The following is a 20861-nucleotide window of genomic DNA, read 5'->3' as shown; positions in this document are numbered from 1 at the left end:
GGTGATCGAGCTCGCCGACGGCGCCGGGACCTCCGCCTGGGCGCTGGTGCTGCTCGCGCTCGCGGGAGCGCTGGTGGGTGGGCTCACGGGGCGGGCGCTCGCCACGGGTGGCTACCGGATCGAGTCGGACGGGGCCGGCGACCTGCCCCGCCACTGGTGGTGGCCGGCCGTCCTGCTCGCCGCGCTCTGGTCGGTGCTCGGCTGGCGGATCGGTGACCAGGCCGGGTGGGCCGCGCTCCCCGCCTTCCTGTACTTCGGCTGGTTGACGGTGTCGCTGGTGTGGATCGACGCCGACGTCCACCGGCTGCCCGACGGGCTCGTGCTGCCCTCCTATCCCGTGCTGCTGCTGCTGGTCACCGCGGCGACGGCCGGGCTGGGGGACTGGGGAGTGCTGCTGCGGGCGCTGGCCTGCATGGCCGCGATGTACGCCCTCTACTTCGTGATGGCGTTCCTGTCGCCGAGGTCGCTCGGCTTCGGCGACGTCAAGCTCTCGGGACTCATCGGGCTGCTGCTCGGGTGGCTCGGGGTGGGGGAGGCCGTCGTGGCGCTGATGGCGGGCTTCCTCGTGGGTGGCCTGATCGCGCTCGTCATGCTCGTCGGTCGCAGGGCGGGGCTGCGCTCGCACATCGCCTTCGGCCCGTCCATGCTGGCGGGGGCGTTGCTCGGCGTGCTGGTGCAGTACCACGTGGTGGCCTAGCGGAACCGGTCCATGACCTGCATGGGAGGATCGGCACATGCTCCGCTGGTTGACCGCAGGTGAGTCCCACGGCCCGGCCCTCCTCGCGACGATCGAGGGTCTGCCGGCCGGGGTCGAGGTGACGACCAAGGACGTCGCTGCTGCCCTGGCCCGACGTCGGCTCGGTTTCGGCCGGGGTGCGCGGATGAAGTTCGAGCAGGACGAGGTCGAGTTCCTGGGTGGCGTGCGCCACGGCGTGACGATGGGTTCGCCGGTGGCGATCCGGATCGGCAACACCGAGTGGCCCAAGTGGGAGACCGTGATGTCTCCCGACCCCGTCTCTGACGAGGCGTATGCCGCGTCGGACGACGTGAACGCCGAGAAGGAGGTCGCCCGCAACCGGCCGCTGACCCGCCCGCGCCCCGGGCACGCCGACCTCGTGGGCATGCAGAAGTACGGCTTCGACGACGCCCGGCCGGTGCTCGAGCGCGCCTCCGCCCGCGAGACCGCCGCCCGGGTCGCCCTCGGCGAGGTCGCCGCCCGGTTCCTCGAGCAGGCCTACGGCATCCGCCTCGTCTCCCACACCGTCGCGATCGGTGCGGCGGCCGTCGCCGAGGACGCGCCCCTGCCCACCCCCGACCAGGTCGAACAGATCGACGCCGACCCGGTCCGCACCCTCGACGCCGCCGGCTCGGCCGCGATGGTCGCCGAGGTCGAGGCGGCCAAGAAGGACGGCGACACCCTCGGCGGCGTGGTCGAGGTGGTGGCCTACGGGCTGCCTCCGGGCCTGGGCTCGCACGTGCACTGGGACCGTCGCCTCGACGCCCAGCTCGCGGCTGCCCTCATGGGCATCCAGGCCATCAAGGGTGTCGAGGTCGGTGACGGCTTCCGCACCGCCGCGCGCCGGGGCTCGGCCGCCCACGACGAGATGGAGCGCGACGCCGCCGGCGTCATCCACCGCCGCACGGGTCGCGCGGGTGGCACCGAGGGCGGCATGTCCACCGGTGATGTGCTGCGGGTCCGGGCTGCGATGAAGCCCATCTCGACGGTGCCCCGTGCCCTCGACACCGTCGACACGACCGGGGCCGAAGCAGCCAAGGCGATCCACCAGCGCTCCGACGTGTGTGCGGTGCCCGCCGCCGGCGTGGTCGCCGAGGCGATGGTCGCGCTCGTGCTGGCCCAGGCCTGCGTCGAGAAGTTCGGCGGCGACTCGGTCGCCGAGACCTCGCGCAACCACGCGGCATACCTCGCGGCGATCCCGGAGGCGATGCGCACGTGGTGAGCGGCACGACCCGCCCACGGCTGGTCCTCATCGGACCGCCCGGGGTCGGCAAGAGCACCATCGGACGCCGGCTCGGCAGGGCGCTCGACCTGCCCTTCCACGACACCGACCAGGCCATCGAGGTGGCCGCGGGCCAGAACATCCCCGACCTCTTCGTCGACCACGGCGAGGCCCACTTCCGCGACCTCGAACGCGCCGAGGTCGTGCGGTCGCTGGCCGAGGAGGCCGGGGTGGTCTCGCTGGGTGGAGGGGCCCCGATGGACCCCGAGGTGCAGGCCGCCCTGGCCGGGCACACCGTCGTCTTCCTCGACGTGGGCATCGCCGATGCAGCCCGCCGCATCGGCTTCGACGCCAGCCGCCCGTTGCTCATGGTCAACCCGCGCGCCAGCTGGACCAAGATGATGAACGAGCGACGCCCCACCTACGAACGACTCGCCACCGTGCGCGTCGACACCGCCGGCCGCAAGCCGGCCGCCGTGGTCGACGAGATCCTGGCGTTCCTCGGCGTCCCGACCGGAGGGCAGACATGAGCACCACCAGCACCACCCGCATCAGCGTCGGCGGCGACTACGACGTGGTCGTGGGCGCCGGCCTGCTGGGCGAGCTGCCGGGGCTGCTCGGCGCGGGCACCCAACGGGTCCTCGTCGTCCACCCCCGGGCCCTCGCCGCCACCGGTGAAGGCGTGCGAGAAGCGTTGGTGGCCAAGGGGTTCGAGGCGTATGCCGCGGAGGTGCCCGATGCGGAGGAGGCCAAGACCGCGCAGGTCGCCGCCTTCCTGTGGGGAGTCCTCGGCCAGGCGGGGTTCACCCGCACCGATGCGATCGTCAGCGTCGGGGGAGGAGCCACGACCGACCTCGCGGGGTTCGTGGCGGCGACCTGGCTGCGCGGCATCCGGGTCGTGCACGTGCCGACGACCCTGCTGGGCATGGTCGACGCCGCGGTCGGGGGCAAGACCGGCATCAACACGGCGGAGGGCAAGAACCTCGTCGGCTCGTTCCACCCGCCGGCCGGGGTGCTCTGCGACCTCGCGACGCTGGAGACGCTGCCGAAGCACGACTTCGTGGCCGGGCTGGCCGAGGTGGTGAAGTGCGGGTTCATCGCCGACCCCGTGATCCTCGACCTCGTCGAGTCCGACCCCGAAGGAGCCACCCGCGCCGACGGCCCCCCGGTGCGCGAGCTCATCGAGCGAGCCATCCGCGTGAAGGCCGAGGTGGTCTCGCAGGACCTCAAGGAGGCCGACCTGCGCGAGATCCTCAACTACGGCCACACCTTCGGCCACGCCGTCGAGCAGGTCGAGCGTTACGCCTTCCGCCACGGGGCGGCCGTGTCGATCGGCATGGTCTACGTCGCCGAGCTCGCCCGTCTCGCCGGGAAGCTGGACGACGCGCTGGTCGACCGGCACCGGTCGATCCTCACCTCGCTGGGGCTGCCGGTGTCCTACCGGGGCGACCGGTGGCCGCAGCTGCTCGACGCGATGAAGCGCGACAAGAAGTCGCGCGGCTCCCTGCTGCGGTTCGTCGTGCTCTCGGAGGTGGGGCGGCCCGTTCGGCTGGAGGGGCCCGACCCGGCCCTGCTCCAGGCGGCCTACGCCGAGGTGTCCCGCGACTGACCCGCGGCCGCCTCGATCGCGCCCCCAGCGTCTGAGGGGGGCGCCGGACGGCGCACCTAGAGCTGGTCCAGTGCCGCGAGGTCTGCGGCGTCGGGCTCCCACAGCGCCGCCCGCGCGTTGCGGGTCACCTGTTCCGCCGAGGTCGCTCCGCTGATGACCGAGGCCACCGCCGGCTGTGCCGCCAGCCCACCGATCGCCACGTCGAGCAGCTCGAGCCCGCGCTCGTCGGCGAAACCCCGCAGGGCCTCGAGCCGGTCCCAGTCGGCGTCGGCCAGCCAGCCCGCGCGGTCCGCCTCCAGGGCGGCCCGCGAGCCCGCCGGCGCTGCCGCGCCACGCTGGTACTTCCCGGTGAGCAGCCCCCGGGCGAGGGGGAAGAACGGGAGGATGCCGAGCCCGAACCGCTCGCACGCCGGCGCCACCTCGTCCTCCACGGTGCGGTCGAGCAGGGAGTACTCGTTCTGCACCGACACGAAGGACGCCAAGCCAGCCGTCGAGGAGGTCCACGAGGCGTCGGCAACCTGCCAGCCGTCGAAGTTCGAGCACCCGAGGTAGAGGACCTTGCCTTCCCGCACCAGGTCGGTGAGCGCCTCGAGCGTCTCCTCGAGCGGCGTCAGCGGGTCGGGGCGGTGCAGCTGGTAGAGGTCGATGTGGTCGGTCCGCAACCGGCGCAGGCTGGCCTCGACCGCGCGGCGGATGTAGCGGCGCGACCCCAGTGCGCCGAAGTCCTGGCCATTCGCCCCCTGCATGTCCATCCCGAACTTGGTGGCGACCACGAACTCGTCACGGTGCCCCCGGAGCGCCTCGCCGAGCATCGACTCGCTCTGGCCGGGCTCGCCGCCGTAGATGTCCGCGGTGTCGAGCAGGGTGACGCCGCTGTCGCGGGCGGCGGCCAGGATCGAGCCGACGCCGTCCTGGTCCACCCGTCGGCCGAACGCGTTGCAGCCGATCCCGACCACGCTGACCATCAGGCCGCTCGAACCCAGGGGGCGGTAGGTCATGGTCGCTGAGGAGGGCGTGACGGTCATGACCCCCACCCTAGGCAGGGCGGCGCTGCAAGGCTCGAGCCGCTGGCAGCGATTCGGGGGAGCGTGGGGCCGACGGCTAGACTGTCCGCCGACTCCCACCCCGCACCTTTCCGGGACTGCCGCGCGCTCGCACGCCCGCGGCATACCGGCGGCCTTGACCGGCCTGCGCACCTGAAGAGAGAGACACACACGTGGCATCGACCAACGACCTCAAGAACGGCCTGGTCCTCAACCTCGAAGGCCAGCTCTGGTCCGTCGTGGAGTTCCAGCACGTCAAGCCCGGCAAGGGCCCGGCCTTCGTGCGGACCAAGCTCAAGAACGTCCTGTCGGGCAAGGTCGTCGACAAGACCTTCAACGCGGGCGTCAAGGTCGAGACCGCGAACGTCGACCGTCGCGACATGCAGTACCTCTACAAGGACGGGTCCGACTACGTCTTCATGGACGGCTCGACCTACGACCAGATCCACATCCCCGAGGGCACCGTCGGCGACGCCGCCAACTACCTCCTCGAGAACCAGATGGCCCAGGTCGCCACCCACGACGGCACCGTGCTCTACGTCGAGCTGCCCACCTCGGTCGTCCTCGAGATCACCTACACCGAGCCCGGCCTGCAGGGTGACCGCTCCACCGGTGGCACCAAGCCGGCCACCCTCGAGACCGGCGCGACGATCAACGTGCCGCTGTTCCTCGAGCAGGGCACCAAGGTCAAGGTCGACACCCGCGACGGCTCCTACCTCGGCCGAGTGAACTGAGTGGGCGCACGCACCAAGTCCCGCAAACGGGCCATCGACCTCCTGTTCGAGGCCGAGAACCGTGGCATGAACGCGCGTGACCTGCTCGCCGAGCGGCTGGCCAAGCCGGTCACCGAAGTGCCCCTGAACCAGTACACCTCCGACCTGGTCGAGGGGGTCGTCGCGCACTGGAACGACATCAACGAGCTGCTCTCGACCTACTCGCAGGGCTGGACGCTCGAGCGGATGCCCAGCGTCGACCGCGCCATCCTGCGGCTCGGGGCGTTCGAGGTGCTCTACGCCACCGAGGTCCCGGAGAGCGTCGCGATCGCCGAAGCGGTCGAGCTGGCCAGGAGCCTGTCCACCGACGACTCGCCGAAGTTCGTCAACGGCCTGCTCGCGCGGCTGGCCGAGGTCAAGCCCACCCTCGCCTGAGGCTCGCTCCGAGATCCCACCTCTCGGCGTTCCGCAGCCCCGGTGGGGCCGAGAGGTGGGATCTCGGTCCCCACTGCGGGACCCGGTATGCCGCGGGCCCACCACACCGGGTAGAGTCGCCCGCGAACGACATCCTTTAACGACCTGTCCTGTGAGGCAGGGAAGGAGGTCCTGACGCGATGCGTCCTGACTTTGCAGCACCCTCGGCGGTCGAGCCCACGGCTCCCGCCCCCGACGCCGTCTCTGCTGACGACTCCCGCACGGTGATGACCGAGTCCGACATCGCCCGCGTCCTGCGGCGGATCGCCCACGAGATCCTCGAGCACAACAAGGGTGCAGCCGACCTGGTCGTGCTCGGCATCCCGACGCGGGGGGTGGCCCTGGCGCGACGGCTCGCGGCGCTGATCGAGGAGGTCGAGGGCGCCCCGGTCGCGGTCGGGGCGCTCGACGTGACCATGCACCGCGACGACCTGCGTCGCCAGCCCACCCGCAGCCCGATGCACACCGACATCCCGCCCACCGGGATCGACGACAAGGTCGTGGTGCTGGTCGACGACGTCCTCTACTCCGGCCGCACCGTCCGCGCCGCGCTCGACGCGCTGTCCGACCTCGGCCGGCCCCGGATCGTGCGGCTCGCCGTGCTGGTCGACCGCGGGCACCGCGAGCTGCCGATCCGCGCCGACCACGTGGGCAAGAACCTCCCGACGTCGAGCAGCGAGAAGGTCCGCGTGCGGCTGAGCGAGCCCGACCACGTCGAGGACCAGGTCACCATCGCCGGAGGGGAGACCCGATGACCACCACGTCCACCAGCACGGCCACCGCCGCGCCCACGACGCAGCCGAGCGGGCCGACCCCCACGGCGGCCCCGCTCGCCGCGACCGAGGGACCGCGCGGCCGACGCCACCTGCTCTCGTCCGCCGACCTCTCGCTCGACCAGGTGCGCGCGATCCTCGACACCGCCGCCGAGATGCACGGGGTGCAGCAGCGCGAGGTCAAGAAGCTGCCGACCCTGCGCGGACGCACCGTCGTGAACCTCTTCTTCGAGGACTCCACCCGCACCCGCAGCTCGTTCGAGATCGCCGGCAAGTGGCTGTCGGCCGACGTCATCAACATCAGCGGCAAGGGCTCTTCCACCTCCAAGGGTGAGTCCCTCCGCGACACGGTCCTCACCGTCGCAGCGATGGGGGTCGACGCGCTGGTGATCCGGCACCACGCGAGCGGCGCCGCCCACCAGGTCAGCCAGTGGGTCGACGCCCACGTCATCAACGCCGGTGACGGCACGCACGAGCACCCGACGCAGGCCCTGCTCGACGCGTACACGATGGAGCGCCGCCTCGGCAGCCTCGAGGGCCGCCACGTCGTCATCGTCGGTGACCTCACCCACTCCCGCGTCGTGCGCTCCAACCTGATCACCCTCAAGACGCTGGGCGCCCGGGTCACGCTGGTCGCGCCACCGACGCTGATGCCCAGCGGCATCACGGCCTGGGCTGCGGCCGAGGGCTTCGCCCTGACCAACGACTTCGACGCCGTCCTGCCCACCGCCGACGCGGTGATGATGCTGCGGGTCCAGCGCGAGCGGATGAGCGGCGGGTTCTTCCCGACAGCCCGCGAGTACACCGTCGGCTACGGCCTCACCCGCCCCCGGCTCGACACCCTGGTCGCCGCGAACCCCGACGTCGTCATCTGCCACCCGGGCCCGATGAACCGCGGACTCGAGATCGGCGCCGATGCGGCCGACGCCGCCCAGTCGCTGGTCCTCGACCAGGTCAGCGCCGGGGTCGCAGTGCGGATGAGCGTCCTCTACCACCTGCTCGCCGGAGAGGAAGGCACCGCATGAGCACGTTGCTGGTCACCGGGGCGGACCTCGCGGGGGCGGGACCGCAGGACCTGCTGGTCGAGGACGGCCGGATCGTCGAGGTCGGCTCGATCCGCTCGGCCAAGGGCGCCGACGTGCTCGACGCCGATGGTCTCGTGGCCCTGCCCGGGCTGGTCGACCTGCACACCCACCTGCGCGAGCCCGGCCGGGAGGATGCCGAGACGATCGCCTCGGGGTCAGCCGCGGCCGCCGTGGGCGGGTTCACGGCGATCCTCGCCATGGCCAACACCACACCGGTCACCGACACCGCCGAGGCGGCCGAGCGCATCCTCGACCTCGGCCGGGCCGCTGGGCTGGTCGACGTGGTGCCGGTCGGCGCGGTGACCAAGGGCCTCGCGGGCGAGGAGCTCGCCGAGCTGGGCCTGATGCACCGGTCCCGGGCGAAGGTCAGCGTGTTCTCCGACGACGGCCACTGCGTCCACGACTCCCGGGTGATGCGCCGGGCGCTGGAGTACGTGCGCGCCTTCGGCGGGGTGGTGTCGCAGCACGCGCAGGACCCCCACCTCGCGGGTCCGCACGCGTGCGCCCACGAAGGAGAGCTCTCCGGGCGCCTCGGCCTGCCCGGTTGGCCGGGCATCGCGGAGGAGTCGATCGTGGCCCGCGACGTCATGCTCGCCCGGCACACCGGTTCGCGGGTGCACGTCGCCCACGTCTCCACCGCAGGCACCGTCGAGGTGATCCGCTGGGCCAAGGCCCAGGGGATCGCGGTCACGGCGGAGGTCACGCCCCACCACCTGGTCCTCACCACCGACCTGCTCACGGGCTACGACCCCACCTTCAAGGTGAACCCACCCCTGCGCCCGCAGGAGGATGTCGACGCCCTGCGCGCCGCCCTCGCCGACGGCACCATCGACGCGGTCGCCACCGACCACGCCCCCCACGCCCGGCACGACAAGGAGCACGCCTTCGTCGACGCGGCCTTCGGCATGCTCGGCCTGGAGACGGCACTGTCGGTCGTGAGCGACGTCATGGTCACGGGGGGCCTGCTCGACTGGGCGGGGGTAGCCAGGGTGATGTCGCAGGCCCCGGCCCGCATCGCCGGTCTGACGGGCCACGGCCAGGCCCTGACCGAAGGGGCGCCGGCCCACCTGACGCTGGTCGACCCGAGCGCCACGGTCACGATCGACCGCAGCGCCTCCCTCTCGCTGTCCCGCAACAACCCGTGGCACGGCCGCACCCTGCAGGGCGCGGTCCACGCCACGGTCTTCGGCGGCCGCGTGACCGCCCAGAAGGGAGCCATCGCGTGACCCGTCTGCAAGCCGTGGGTGTGATGCTCGTGGCCCTCGGGCTGATCTACGCCCTCCTGTATGCCGCGTGGGTGCGCAAGCGCCACCAGCACGAGTCCGCGGCCATTGCCGCGGAACGCAGCCGGACGACCCGCGACCACTCCGTCGAGGCGCCCGCCCTGAAGGAGAAGCCGGCCCAGGTCATCGTCGAGGGGACGTACGTCAGCACCACCACGGCCGAGAACCGGTTGGAACGGGTCACGGTGGAGGGCCTGGGCAACCGTGCCAGGGCGACCCTGATCGTGAGCCGGGGCGATGCCGACGAGCTGGTGCGGATCGACCGCCAGGGGGAGGCGACGGTGGTCATCCCCGCAGCCCGTCTGCGCTCGGCCCGGCGCGAGCGCGGCATGGTCGGCAAGTTCGTCGGCGCCAACCGTCTGGTCGTGCTGCAGTGGCGGGCCGAGAACGGCGACGTCTACGAAACGGGCTTCCTGCCCCGCTACAAGGCCGACGTCGAGCGGGTCGAGTCAGCCCTGTGGTGGCACCAGGGGGAGACCGACGACGCCTCCACCGAGCCCACCACCGAAACGCCTGGACAGCAGTCCGACCAGGACACCGACACCACCGGAAAGACCACATCATGAGCTCCCTTGCCGCTGGCTCCCACCTCGACCTCGACCGGTCGCCTGCCGTGCTCGTCCTCGAGGACGGCCGCACCTTCCGTGGCGATGCCTACGGAGCCACCGGGCAGACCGTCGGCGAGGCGGTGTTCTCCACCGGGATGACCGGCTACCAGGAGACCCTGACCGACCCGAGCTACCACCGCCAGGTGGTCGTGATGACCTCGCCGCACGTCGGCAACACCGGGGTCAACGACGAGGACGACGAGTCGAGCCGGTTCTGGGTCGCCGGGTACGTCGTCCGCGACCCCGCGTTGCGCCCGTCGAGCTGGCGGTCGCGGCGCTCGCTCGAGGACGCCCTGGTCGCGCAGGGCGTGGTGGGCATCAGCGRGATCGACACCCGCGCGCTGACCCGCCACCTGCGCGAGCGCGGTGCGATGCGGGTGGGGATCTTCTCGGGCGAGCAGTCCGAGCGGTCGGTCGCCGAGCTGGTCACCGCGGTGCAGCAGGCGCCGCTGATGAAGGGCGCGGCGCTGGCCGCCGAGGTGAGCACCGACGAGGCGTATGTCGTGCCGGCAGTGGGGGAGCGGCGGTTCACCGTCGCCGCCCTCGACCTGGGCATCAAGGCGATGACGCCAACGCTGATGGCGCAGCAGGGCATCGAGGTGCACGTCCTGCCGGCCGCCTCCACCATCGACGACATCAGGGCGGTGGGGGAGGACGGCCCGGACGGCGTCTTCTTCTCCAACGGTCCGGGTGACCCCGCCACCGCCGACGCCGAGGTCGCGGTGCTGCGCCAGGTGCTCGACGCGCGGATCCCGTTCTTCGGCATCTGCTTCGGCAACCAGCTCCTCGGCCGCGCGCTGGGCTTCGGCACCTACAAGCTGAAGTACGGCCACCGCGGCATCAACCAGCCGGTGATGGACCGCACCACCGGCAAGGTCGAGGTGACCGCGCACAACCACGGCTTCGCCGTCGACGCCCCCACCGACCGGGAGGTGACGGCACCCGCCGATGCCGAGGGCACGGCATACGGGCGGGTGAGGGTGTCGCACGTGTGCCTCAACGACGGTGTGGTCGAGGGCCTGGAGTGCCTCGACCTGCCCGCCTACTCGGTCCAGTACCACCCGGAGGCGGCCGCCGGTCCGCACGACGCCGGCTACCTGTTCGACCGGTTCGTGAAACTCATGGAAAGCAGGAATATGAGCTCCTCAGACATTCGGGGTCCCCGCGAAGTATCGGAGCGAGGCACGAGCGCAGAACTTCGTGGGGTGAATTGATGCCGAAGAGGGATGACATCAAGAGCGTGCTCGTCATCGGGTCGGGGCCGATCGTCATCGGCCAGGCCTGCGAGTTCGACTACTCCGGCACCCAGGCCTGCCGGGTGCTTCGCGAGGAGGGCATCCGGGTCATCCTCGTGAACTCCAACCCGGCCACGATCATGACCGACCCCGAGTTCGCCGACGCCACCTACGTCGAGCCCATCACCCCGGAGATCGTCGAGGCGATCATCGCGCGGGAGCGGCCCGACGCGGTGCTGGCGACCCTCGGCGGGCAGACCGCCCTCAACTGCGCCATCTCGCTGCACGAATCGGGCGTCCTGGAGAAGTACGACTGCCCGCTGATCGGCGCCAACGTCGAGGCGATCCAGCTGGGCGAGGACCGCGAGAAGTTCAAGGGGGTCGTCGAGCGGTGTGGCGCCGAGTCGGCGAAGTCCGTGATCTGTCACTCGATGGACGAATGTCTCAGTGCCGCAACGGAACTGGGCTACCCGGTGGTCGTGCGCCCGTCCTTCACGATGGGTGGCCTGGGCTCAGGCTTCGCCTACGACGAGACCGACCTGCGACGGATCGCCGGGGCCGGCCTGCAGTACTCACCCGTGACCGAGGTGCTCCTGGAGGAGTCGATCACCGGCTGGAAGGAGTACGAGCTCGAGGTGATGCGCGACCACGCCGACAACGTCGTGGTGGTCTGCTCGATCGAGAACCTCGACCCGATGGGCGTCCACACCGGTGACTCGATCACGGTCGCCCCGGCCCTGACCCTGACTGACCGCGAGTACCAGCGGCTGCGTGACATCGGGATCGCCGTCATCCGCGAGGTCGGCGTCGACACCGGTGGCTGCAACATCCAGTTCGCGGTCAACCCGGTCGACGGTCGCATCATCGTCATCGAGATGAACCCGCGGGTCTCGCGCAGCTCGGCCCTCGCCTCCAAGGCGACCGGCTTCCCGATCGCGAAGATCGCCGCGAAGATGGCCATCGGCTACACCCTCGACGAGGTGCCCAACGACATCACCCGCGAGACCCCGGCGTCCTTCGAGCCGAGTCTCGACTACGTCGTGGTGAAGGTGCCGCGCTTCGCCTTCGAGAAGTTCCCCGCCGCCGACCCGACCCTCACGACGACCATGAAGTCCGTCGGCGAGGCGATGGCGATCGGCCGCAACTTCACCGAGGCCCTCCAGAAGGCGCTGCGCTCGATGGAGCGCTCGGGCAGCAGCTTCCACTGGGACGGGCCGACTCCCAGCGAGGAGCAGGCCCGCACGTTCCTGCACGCCGCGAAGACGCCGACCGACGGCCGGATCGTCACGGTGCAGCAGGCCATGCGTGGCGGTCTCTCGGTGGAGGAGGTGCACGAGGCCACCGGCATCGACCCGTGGTTCCTCGACCAGATGGCGTTGGTCAACGCCATCGCCGACCGGGTCGCGGCCGCGCCGGAGCTCACGCCGACCTTGCTGCGGCTGGCCAAGCGCCACGGCTTCAGCGACGCCCAGCTCGCCTCCCTCCGGGGTATGCCGGAGGCGGTCGTCCGCGGCGTGCGGCACGCCCTCGGGGTCCGCCCGGTCTACAAGACGGTCGACACGTGCGCGGCGGAGTTCGCCGCCACGACGCCGTACCACTACAGCTCCTACGACGAGGAGACCGAGGTCGCCCCGCGCGAGAAGCCGGCGGTCCTCATCCTCGGCAGCGGGCCCAACCGGATCGGCCAGGGCGTCGAGTTCGACTACTCCTGCGTCCACGCCAGCTTCGCCCTGCGCGACGCCGGCTACGACACGGTGATGGTGAACTGCAACCCCGAGACCGTCTCCACCGACTACGACACGAGCAGCCGGCTCTACTTCGAGCCGCTGACCCTCGAGGACGTGCTCGAGGTGTTCCACGCCGAGGAGCAGGCCGGCCCGGTCGCGGGAGTCATCGTGCAGCTCGGCGGGCAGACCCCGCTCGGGCTCGCCAAGGCGCTGAAGGAGGCAGGGGTGCCGATCGTGGGCACCAGCCCCGAGGCCATCGACCTCGCCGAGGACCGCGGTGCCTTCGGGCGGGTCCTCGCCGAGGCCCAGCTCCCGGCACCCAAGCACGGCACGGCCTACAGCGCGGCGGAGGCGGTCGAGGTGGCGCGGGAGATCGGCTACCCCGTCCTCGTGCGGCCCTCGTACGTGCTCGGCGGGCGTGGCATGGAGATCGTCTACGACGACGAGACCCTCTCGACGTACGTCACCCGGGCGACCGTGGCGAGCCCGGAGCACCCCGTGCTCGTGGACCGCTTCCTCGACGACGCGATCGAGATCGACGTGGACGCCCTCTACGACGGCACCGAGATGTACCTCGGCGGGATCATGGAGCACATCGAGGAGGCCGGCATCCACTCCGGCGACTCGGCGTGCACCCTGCCTCCGGTGACCCTGGGGGTCGCCGAGCTCGAGCGAGTGCGCGAGGCCACCCTCAAGCTGGCCGAGGGGATCGGGGTGCGCGGGCTGATGAACGTCCAGTTCGCCCTCGCGCAGGACATCCTCTACGTGCTCGAGGCCAACCCCCGGGCGTCGCGGACCGTCCCGTTCGTGGCCAAGGCCACGGGGGTGCCGGTCTCCAAGGCCGCCGCCCGCGTGATGCTGGGCGCGACGATCAAGGAGCTGCGCGAGGAAGGACTGCTTCCTCCGCACGGCGACGGCGGCTCCATGCCGAGCCACGCCCCGGTCGCGGTCAAGGAGGCGGTGCTGCCGTTCAAGCGGTTCCGCACCAGGGACGGCCAGGTCGTCGACAGCCTGCTGGGGCCGGAGATGCGATCCACGGGTGAGGTCATGGGCATCGACCAGGACTTCGGCACGGCCTTCGCCAAGGGCATGCTCGCGGCCGGGTCGGGTCTGCCCCGCGAGGGCAAGATCTTCGTGTCCGTCGCCAACCGCGACAAGCGGGCGATGATCTTCCCGGTCAAGCGGCTGGCCGACCTTGGCTTCACCATCGTCGCGACCACCGGTACCGCGGACGTGTTGCGGCGCAACGGGATCCCGTCCGAGGTCGTGCACAAGCACAGCGAGCGCGAAGCGGGCGACTCGAGCATCGTCGACCTCATCCTCGACGGGCAGATCGCCATGGTCGTCAACACCCCGAGTGGTCCCAACGCGCGCGCCGACGGCTATGCCATCCGCGCGGCCACCACGTCCATGGACAAGCCGATCGTCACCACGGTGCAGGAGCTGGCGGCCGCTGTGCAGGGGATCGAGGCGCAGATGCAGGGAGAGTTCACCGTCAAGCCCCTGCAGGAGCACGCCCGCGACCTCGACCTTTACGGCGTGGGTACTGGAGTCGGCACGACCTCGGGCGGTGCCGCGTGAGCGAGGCGAGCACGCGGCATACCGAGGTGAAGGGGTCCGGGGTCGTCCAGGTGACCGGTGAGCTGATCGCCACCCGTCGGGCCGGCGCCTACCACCACCTCACGTTCGTGGCCCCCGGCCTGGCCGAGCTGGCGCGTCCGGGCCAGTTCGTCGCCCTCGCCGTCGGCGGTGCGACCAGTGCGAACCTCCTGCGCCGCTGCTTCTCGATCCACAAGGTCAGTCCGTCGGGCACGTACGGCGGCACGGTCGACATCGTGATCTCCGCGGTGGGGCCTGGCACCGAGTGGCTCAGCACGCTGAGCGCCCACGACGAGGTCGACATCGTCGGGCCCCTGGGGCGCCCGTTCCCGCTGCCCAAGGAGCCGGTGGCCTGCGTCCTGGTCGGTGGCGGCTACGGCAGCGCGCCGCTGTTCTGGCTGGCAGCGTTGCTTCGCGACCGGGGCTGCCACGTCGAGATGGTGCTGGGCGCCGCCACCGAGTCGAAGCTCTTCGGGGTCGTCGAGGCCCGGCGCTTCGCCAACGGCGTGACCATCACGACCGACGACGGCTCGGCGGGCAACCCGGGCTGGGTGTCCGACGTCCTGCCCTCGGTCATCCGACGCTCCAGCGCGGCCGTGGTCTACGGCTGCGGCCCGATGGGCATGCTCAAGTCGGTCACCGACATCGCGACCGCCGAGGGAGCAGTGGCCCAGGTCGCCGTCGAGGAGTCGATGGCCTGCGGCGTCGGGGTCTGCATGACCTGCGTGATGCCGGTGACCGGGGCGGACGGAGCCACCCGCATGGTGCGCTCGTGCGTCGAGGGCCCGGTGTTCCGCGGCGACCGCGTGCGCTGGGACGCGTTCTCCGACGGGTTCTGCCGCGTACCGGACGACGCGGTCGGCGCCCCCCGGGTGGGTGGCCACTGATGCCGGTGGACATGTCGGTGCGCCTCGGCACCGCGACCCTGCCGAGCCCGATGATGACGGCGTCCGGCTGCGCGGCCAACGGTCGCGAGCTCGCCCGGTTCTTCGACATCCGTGAGCTCGGCGCGTTCGTGACCAAGTCGGTGATGGCCGACCCGCGATCCGGGCGCGGCACGCCGCGCATGGCCGAGACCCCGTCGGGGATGCTCAACTCGATCGGCCTGCAGGGGCCCGGCATCTCGGCCTTCGTCGACCACGACCTCGCGTGGCTGAAGGAGGCCGGGGCCCGCACGCTCGTCTCGATCGCGGGCAACACGAGCGGTGAGTTCGCCGACGTGGCCGCGACCCTGCGGGCGAGTGACTCCTTCGACGCGGTGGTCGGGGTCGAGGTCAACATCTCCTGCCCCAACGTCGCGAACCGCGGCCTGGTCTTCGCCTGCGACCCGATGGCCAGCGCCAAGGTGGTCGCGCTCGTCCGCGAGCAGCTGCCCCGCGACGTGCCGATTTTCGCCAAGCTCACGCCCGACGTGACCGACATCGTCAGCGTCGCGCAGGCCTGCGTGAAGGCCGGTGCCGACGGGCTGACGATGATCAACACCCTGCTCGGCATGGTGATCGACACCGACCGGCTGCGGCCGCAGGTGGCCGGCGTGACCGGTGGCCTCTCCGGCCCGGCGGTGCGGCCGGTCGCGGTGCGGGCGATCTGGCAGACGCGGGCGGCGATGCTGGAGGGGCGCTTGCCCACGGTGCCGATCATCGGCGTCGGGGGAGTGCGCACCGGGCGGGACGCCCTCGAGCTGGTCGCAGCCGGGGCGAGCGCGGTCCAGGTGGGGACGGCGACGTTCAACGACCCGAGCGCCCCGGTGCGCGTGGGCCGGGAGCTGGCTGGCCTCCTGGAGGACAAGGGATTCGAGCGCTTCGCCGACGTCGTCGGCGTGGCCCACGGGAGGACGGCATGACGACCACCACGACCACGAGCATGACCGGCCTGACCTTCGGGCAGCGGCTGCGCGCCGCCACCGACCTGCACGGCCCGCTGTGCGCGGGCATCGACCCGCACCGTGCCCTGGTCGAGTCGTGGGGACTCGGCTACGACCTCGACGGCCTCAGGCGCTTCACCGATGCCTGCGTCGAGGCCTTCGCGGGCCACGTCGGGGTCGTGAAGCCCCAGTCGGCGTTCTTCGAGGTCTTCGGCTCCCGGGGCGTGGCCGTCCTCGAGGGCGCCATCACCGCCCTCCGCGAGGCGGGCACGCTGGTCATCCTCGATGCCAAGCGCGGTGACATCGGCTCCACCATGGCGGCCTACGCGGAGGCCTACCTCGGCAAGGACGCCGTCGCCCCTGGCGACGCGCTCACGGTCAGCCCCTACCTCGGCTTCGAGTCACTGCGCCCGGCGCTCGACCTCGCGGCGCAGGCTCAACGGGGGCTCTTCGTGCTCGCGCTCACCTCGAACCCCGAGGGCCGGACCGTGCAACACGCCCGGCTGCGCGAGACGAGCGTCGCCGAGAGCATGGTCACCTCGGCAGCGGTCGAGAACTCCGCGGCGGCAGGCCGGGGAGAGCTGGGCAGCGTCGGGCTGGTCGTCGGGGCCACCGTCGGGACAGCCGTCCAAGAGCTCGAGCTCGACCTCGCGGCGGTCAACGGACCCCTCCTGTCACCGGGGATCGGCGCCCAGGGCGGCACCAGCGACGACCTGCGCAGGGTCTTCGGTGACGCGCTCCCGAACGTGCTCCCGGCCAGCAGCCGTGAGGTGCTCAACGCCGGCCCGCAGGTCTCGGCCCTGCGTGATCGAGCGGTCCAGACCAGCGCGTCGCTGGCCGCGCTCCTGCGCTGAGGACCCGTCGAAGGGCGCCCCGCGGCCCACCTCGGCGCGAAACCCGGCGGCGCGGTTGCTATTGTCGGGAGCACACCACCTGACACCACTCACCTGGCACGGAGTCCGTGCCGAACAGCGTGCGCAAGGAGTACCACCGTGGCCCTACCCCCGTTGACCCCGGAGCAGCGTGCCGCGGCCCTCGAGAAGGCCGCCGTAGCCCGCCGTGAGCGTGCCGCCGTCAAGAACCGGCTGAAGTACGCGCAGGGCTCCCTCAAGGAGGTCATCACCGACGGCAAGGCCAACGAGGTCGTCGGCAAGATGAAGGTCTCCGCCCTGCTGGAGTCGATGCCCGGTGTCGGGCGGGTCCGCGCCCGCCAGATCATGGAGGAGGTCGGCATCTCCGAGAGCCGTCGCGTCCGTGGGCTCGGTGCCAACCAGATCTCCGCTCTGCTCACGCGCTTCGACGAGGCGTGAGCCAGCCCGCTCCCACAGGCGAGGACCGGCCCAGCCGGCTCGTCGTCCTCGCCGGTCCCACCGCGGTCGGCAAGGGCACGCTGTCCGCCTACGTGCGCGACCACTTTCCCGAGGTCTGGCTGTCGGTCAGCGCGACGACTCGCAAGCCCCGGCCCGGCGAGGTGGAGGGCACCCACTACCACTTCGTCGACACCGACGAGTTCGCCCGCATGGAGCGCGACGGCGAGCTGCTCGAGTCGGCGGTCGTGCACGGGTCCAACCACTACGGCACCCCACGCGGTCCGGTGGAGCAGGCATTGCGCGACCACAAGATGGCGCTGTTGGAGATCGACCTGCAGGGCGCGCGTCAGGTGCGGGCCACCATGCCGGAGGCGCTCTTCGTCTTCCTCGCCCCACCGAGCTGGGACGAGCTGGTCCGGCGCCTGGTGGGTCGCGGCACCGAGGACGAGGCCGAACGYACCCGTCGGCTGGAGACCGCCAAGGTGGAAATGGCCGCCGAGGACGAGTTCGACGTCACCATCGTCAACGACGACGTTCGTCGTGCGGCCGAAGAACTCGTATCATTGATGCGATCGCACTGACGACACCGTCACCACGAGACCGTCAGCAAGACCTACAGCAGTCACCTACAGAAGTGAGTACCCCCGTGTCTGGAACCGTCGCCAACCCGATCGGCATCACCAACCCGCCGATCGACGACCTGCTCACCAAGGCCGACTCCAAGTACGCCCTGGTCATCTACTCGGCCAAGCGCGCCCGCCAGATCAACGCGTACTACTCGCAGCTGCAGGAGGGCCTGCTCGAGCACGTCGGCCCGCTGGTCGACAGCCAGGTCCACGAGAAGCCGATGTCCATCGCGCTGCGCGAGATCAACGAGGGCCTCGTCACCTCCGAGCCGATCGAGGGCTGAGCCGGACCCAGGACCGGCCCGGACCCGGCGAGAGCACGGACAGGAGCGCGATGGCGCGCATCGTCCTCGGTGTCAGCGGTGGCATCGCGGCCTACAAGGCCTGCTCGCTGTTGCGCCTGTTCACCGAGGCGGGGCACGACGTGACGGTCGTGCCCACCGCCTCCGCCCTGCAGTTCGTCGGCGCCCCCACCTGGGAGGCGCTGTCGGGCAAGCCGGTGCACACCGGGGTCTGGGACTCCGTGCACGAGGTGCCCCACGTGCGGCTCGGCCAGGGCGCCGACCTCGTGGTCGTGGCGCCCGCCACCGCCGACCTGCTCGCGAAGGCCGCCCACGGGCTGGCCGGCGACCTCCTGACGAACGTCCTGCTGACGGCCCGCTGCCCGGTGGTGATGGCCCCGGCCATGCACACCGAGATGTGGGACCACGCCGCCACCCAGGCGAACGTGTCCACGCTGGCCGAGCGCGGCATACACATCATCCCGCCGGCCTCCGGGCGCCTCACCGGCGCCGACTCCGGTCCCGGCCGCCTCCCCGAGCCCGAGGCCCTGTATGCCGTGTGCGAGCGGATCCTCGCCCACCCGGCACCGCACACCGCGCCACGGACCGCGGCCCATACCCACGCCACGACCCCGACCCACGCCACGACCCCGGCCGCGACGTCGGAGCTGTCGGGGCGACGCGTCGTCGTGTCGGCCGGGGGCACCCGCGAACCGCTCGACCCGGTGCGCTACCTCGGCAACCGGAGCTCCGGCAAGCAGGGCTACGCGCTGGCCGCCGTGGCCGCGCGTCGCGGGGCATCGGTGACGCTCGTGGCGGCCAACACCTCGCTCGTCGCGCCGTCGGGCGTGACGGTCGTGCCGGTCTCCACGGCGCTCGAGCTCCAGGCCGCCGTCGAGCGTGCCGCCAAGGACGCCGACGTCGTCGTGATGGCCGCTGCCGTCGCCGACTTCCGGCCCGCGCACTACACCGACGCGAAGATCAAGAAGTCGCACGACCCCGCCCACCCCGACGACGCCCCCACGATCCAGCTCGTCCGCAACCCCGACATCCTCGCGGGGCTCGTCGAGGCGCGCGGTGAGGAGCCCAACCCCGTCATCGTCGGCTTCGCGGCCGAGACCGGTGACGAGGACGGCGGGGTGCTCGAGCACGGCCGCGACAAGCTGGCCCGGAAGGGCTGTGACCTGCTGGTGGTCAACGAAGTGGGCGTCGACAAGACCTTCGGCCGCGACGACAACACCGTGCACATCCTGCGCCAGGGCTCCAGCCACGTCGTCGACGCCGGTCCCGCCTCCAAGGAGGCCGTCGCCGCCATTGTGTGGGATGCCATCCAGGACATTCTCTGACCTAGGTACACTCGCGGAGTTGCGCGGCCGTGCCGCCGACGCAGCCCGTCAGCACCGACAGCATTCGCTGCTCCGAAGGAGATTTGAGTGTCCGCACGCCTGTTCACGTCCGAGTCCGTCACCGAGGGACACCCGGACAAGATCTGCGACCAGATCTCCGACTCGATCCTCGACGCCATGCTCGACCAGGACCCGGGCAGCCGGGTCGCGGTCGAGACCATGGTGACGACCGGTCTGGTGCACGTGGCCGGTGAGGTGACCACCGAGGCCTACGTCGAGATCCCGAAGATCGTGCGTGACACCGTGCTGGGCATCGGCTACGACTCCTCCACGAAGGGCTTCGACGGGGCCTCGTGCGGCGTCGAGGTGTCGATCGGGCAGCAGAGCCCCGACATCGCGCAGGGCGTCGACACCGCCTACGAGAACCGCACCGGTGGCGTCGACCCGCTCGACAAGCAGGGTGCGGGCGACCAGGGGCTGATGTTCGGCTACGCGTGCGAGGACACCGCAGAGCTCATGCCGCTGCCGATCTACCTCGCGCACCGGCTGGCCGAGCGCCTCACCGCCGTGCGCAAGAGCGGTGACGTCGCGTACCTGCGTCCCGACGGCAAGACCCAGGTCACCATCGGCTACGACGGCGACAAGGCGGTGCGGCTCGACACCGTCGTCCTGTCCACGCAGCACGCCGAGGACATCTCGCTGGAGGGCCTGCTCGCCCCCGACATCATCGACCACGTGATCAAGCCCGTGCTCGCCGAGCTCGAGGACGAGGGCACCACGCTCGACGTCTCCGACTACCGCACGCTGATCAACCCCACCGGCAACTTCGTCATCGGTGGCCCGATGGGTGACGCCGGCCTGACCGGCCGCAAGATCATCGTCGACACCTACGGCGGCATGTCCCGCCACGGTGGCGGCGCGTTCTCCGGCAAGGACCCGTCGAAGGTCGACCGCTCCGCTGCCTACGCCATGCGCTGGGTCGCCAAGAACGTCGTGGCCGCGGGGCTGGCCCGTCGGTGCGAGGTGCAGGTCGCCTACGCGATCGGCAAGGCCCAGCCGGTCGGCCTCTACGTCGAGACCTTCGGCACCGAGAGCGTGCCCGTCGACAAGATCCAGGCCGCCATCTCGTCGGTCTTCGACCTGCGTCCCGGCGCGATCGTGCACGACCTCGACCTGCTGCGGCCGATCTACAAGACGACCGCTGCCTACGGCCACTTCGGCCGCACCGAGGCCGTCGGCGTCGACAACCCGTTCACCTGGGAGCGCACCGACCGCATCGACGCGCTGCAGAAGGCCGTCAAGGGCTGAGTCGGACCCGTTCGCTAGG

At 71.4% G+C, this 20861-nt stretch carries 21 protein-coding genes; 20 read left to right on the top strand and 1 reads right to left on the bottom strand.

The window, feature by feature from the left end:
* Position 1 precedes the first annotated feature (1 nt).
* From AC1DX8_RS12605 to aroB, 4 genes are read left to right on the top strand one after another with little or no spacing between them, the layout of a single operon-like run.
* Positions 2 to 697 (top strand): prepilin peptidase, encoded by a 696-nt coding sequence (locus AC1DX8_RS12605; protein ID WP_477630272.1) that lies wholly within the window; start codon positions 2 to 4, stop codon positions 695 to 697.
* Positions 698 to 734: 37 nt separating this feature from the next.
* Positions 735 to 1958 (top strand): chorismate synthase, encoded by a 1224-nt coding sequence (gene aroC / locus AC1DX8_RS12600; protein WP_477630271.1) that lies wholly within the window; start codon positions 735 to 737, stop codon positions 1956 to 1958.
* Positions 1955 to 2488: a shikimate kinase gene (locus AC1DX8_RS12595; RefSeq protein WP_477630270.1), complete on the top strand. Its 534-nt coding sequence runs from the start codon at positions 1955 to 1957 to the stop codon at positions 2486 to 2488. The genes aroC and AC1DX8_RS12595 overlap by 4 nt, the downstream gene beginning before the upstream one ends.
* Entirely contained in the window at positions 2485 to 3567 is a 1083-nt protein-coding gene (gene aroB / locus AC1DX8_RS12590) for a 3-dehydroquinate synthase (protein WP_477630269.1), read from the top strand. The genes AC1DX8_RS12595 and aroB overlap by 4 nt, the downstream gene beginning before the upstream one ends.
* Before the next feature lie 56 nt (positions 3568 to 3623).
* Here aroB and AC1DX8_RS12585 read toward each other — a convergent pair whose 3' ends face one another.
* Complete coding sequence (locus AC1DX8_RS12585; RefSeq protein WP_477630268.1) at positions 3624 to 4592, bottom strand: aldo/keto reductase; 969 nt, start codon at positions 4590 to 4592, stop codon at positions 3624 to 3626.
* 191 nt (positions 4593 to 4783) lie between these two features.
* On the opposite strand from AC1DX8_RS12585, the gene efp reads away from it, so the two are divergent.
* The 16 genes from efp (at position 4784) to metK (ending at position 20842) form a co-directional block, all read left to right on the top strand.
* Entirely contained in the window at positions 4784 to 5344 is a 561-nt protein-coding gene (gene efp / locus AC1DX8_RS12580) for an elongation factor P (RefSeq protein ID WP_477630267.1), read from the top strand.
* Complete coding sequence (nusB, locus tag AC1DX8_RS12575) at positions 5345 to 5758, top strand: transcription antitermination factor NusB (protein WP_477630266.1); 414 nt, start codon at positions 5345 to 5347, stop codon at positions 5756 to 5758.
* 179 nt (positions 5759 to 5937) lie between these two features.
* Positions 5938 to 6552 carry a bifunctional pyr operon transcriptional regulator/uracil phosphoribosyltransferase PyrR gene (gene pyrR / locus AC1DX8_RS12570; protein ID WP_477630265.1) on the top strand — a complete coding sequence of 205 codons (615 nt, stop codon included), beginning with the start codon at positions 5938 to 5940 and terminating at the stop codon, positions 6550 to 6552.
* The gene (locus AC1DX8_RS12565; RefSeq protein ID WP_477630264.1) at positions 6549 to 7595 is read left to right on the top strand and encodes an aspartate carbamoyltransferase catalytic subunit; all 1047 of its coding nucleotides are present in this window, start codon (positions 6549 to 6551) and stop codon (positions 7593 to 7595) included. The genes pyrR and AC1DX8_RS12565 overlap by 4 nt, the downstream gene beginning before the upstream one ends.
* A complete protein-coding gene (locus AC1DX8_RS12560) occupies positions 7592 to 8881 on the top strand; it encodes a dihydroorotase (RefSeq protein WP_477630263.1) in 1290 nt (429 codons plus the stop codon). The genes AC1DX8_RS12565 and AC1DX8_RS12560 overlap by 4 nt, the downstream gene beginning before the upstream one ends.
* On the top strand, positions 8878 to 9504 hold the full coding sequence (locus AC1DX8_RS12555; RefSeq protein ID WP_477630262.1) for a PH-like domain-containing protein: 627 nt from the start codon (positions 8878 to 8880) through the stop codon (positions 9502 to 9504). Before AC1DX8_RS12560 ends, AC1DX8_RS12555 begins: the two co-directional genes overlap by 4 nt.
* Complete coding sequence (gene carA, locus AC1DX8_RS12550) at positions 9501 to 10760, top strand: glutamine-hydrolyzing carbamoyl-phosphate synthase small subunit (RefSeq protein WP_477630261.1); 1260 nt, start codon at positions 9501 to 9503, stop codon at positions 10758 to 10760. Before AC1DX8_RS12555 ends, carA begins: the two co-directional genes overlap by 4 nt.
* Positions 10760 to 14089, top strand: a complete 3330-nt coding sequence (carB, locus tag AC1DX8_RS12545) for a carbamoyl-phosphate synthase large subunit (protein ID WP_477630260.1) — start codon at positions 10760 to 10762, stop codon at positions 14087 to 14089. Before carA ends, carB begins: the two co-directional genes overlap by 1 nt.
* Complete coding sequence (locus tag AC1DX8_RS12540; RefSeq protein WP_477630259.1) at positions 14086 to 14994, top strand: dihydroorotate dehydrogenase electron transfer subunit; 909 nt, start codon at positions 14086 to 14088, stop codon at positions 14992 to 14994. The genes carB and AC1DX8_RS12540 overlap by 4 nt, the downstream gene beginning before the upstream one ends.
* Positions 14994 to 15950, top strand: a complete 957-nt coding sequence (locus tag AC1DX8_RS12535) for a dihydroorotate dehydrogenase (protein WP_477630258.1) — start codon at positions 14994 to 14996, stop codon at positions 15948 to 15950. The genes AC1DX8_RS12540 and AC1DX8_RS12535 overlap by 1 nt, the downstream gene beginning before the upstream one ends.
* Positions 15947 to 16825 (top strand): orotidine-5'-phosphate decarboxylase, encoded by an 879-nt coding sequence (pyrF, locus tag AC1DX8_RS12530; protein ID WP_477630257.1) that lies wholly within the window; start codon positions 15947 to 15949, stop codon positions 16823 to 16825. The genes AC1DX8_RS12535 and pyrF overlap by 4 nt, the downstream gene beginning before the upstream one ends.
* Positions 16826 to 16963: 138 nt before the next feature.
* Positions 16964 to 17281 carry an integration host factor, actinobacterial type gene (mihF, locus tag AC1DX8_RS12525; protein ID WP_056923337.1) on the top strand — a complete coding sequence of 106 codons (318 nt, stop codon included), beginning with the start codon at positions 16964 to 16966 and terminating at the stop codon, positions 17279 to 17281.
* A complete protein-coding gene (gene gmk / locus AC1DX8_RS12520; protein WP_477630256.1) occupies positions 17278 to 17862 on the top strand; it encodes a guanylate kinase in 585 nt (194 codons plus the stop codon). Before mihF ends, gmk begins: the two co-directional genes overlap by 4 nt.
* Positions 17863 to 17927: 65 nt before the next feature.
* Positions 17928 to 18191, top strand: coding sequence for a DNA-directed RNA polymerase subunit omega (gene rpoZ, locus AC1DX8_RS12515; protein ID WP_056923335.1), 264 nt, complete (start codon positions 17928 to 17930; stop codon positions 18189 to 18191).
* 50 nt (positions 18192 to 18241) lie between these two features.
* A complete protein-coding gene (locus AC1DX8_RS12510; protein ID WP_477630255.1) occupies positions 18242 to 19534 on the top strand; it encodes a bifunctional phosphopantothenoylcysteine decarboxylase/phosphopantothenate synthase in 1293 nt (430 codons plus the stop codon).
* Positions 19535 to 19621: 87 nt separating this feature from the next.
* Positions 19622 to 20842 carry a methionine adenosyltransferase gene (gene metK / locus AC1DX8_RS12505; protein ID WP_477630254.1) on the top strand — a complete coding sequence of 407 codons (1221 nt, stop codon included), beginning with the start codon at positions 19622 to 19624 and terminating at the stop codon, positions 20840 to 20842.
* Positions 20843 to 20861: the final 19 nt, after the last annotated feature.

It is taken from the genome of Pedococcus sp. P2_A3 (genome assembly GCF_056405035.1).
The sequence above is the reverse complement of the archived record's forward strand: the minus strand, read 5'-3'. Positions and strand labels throughout refer to the sequence as shown.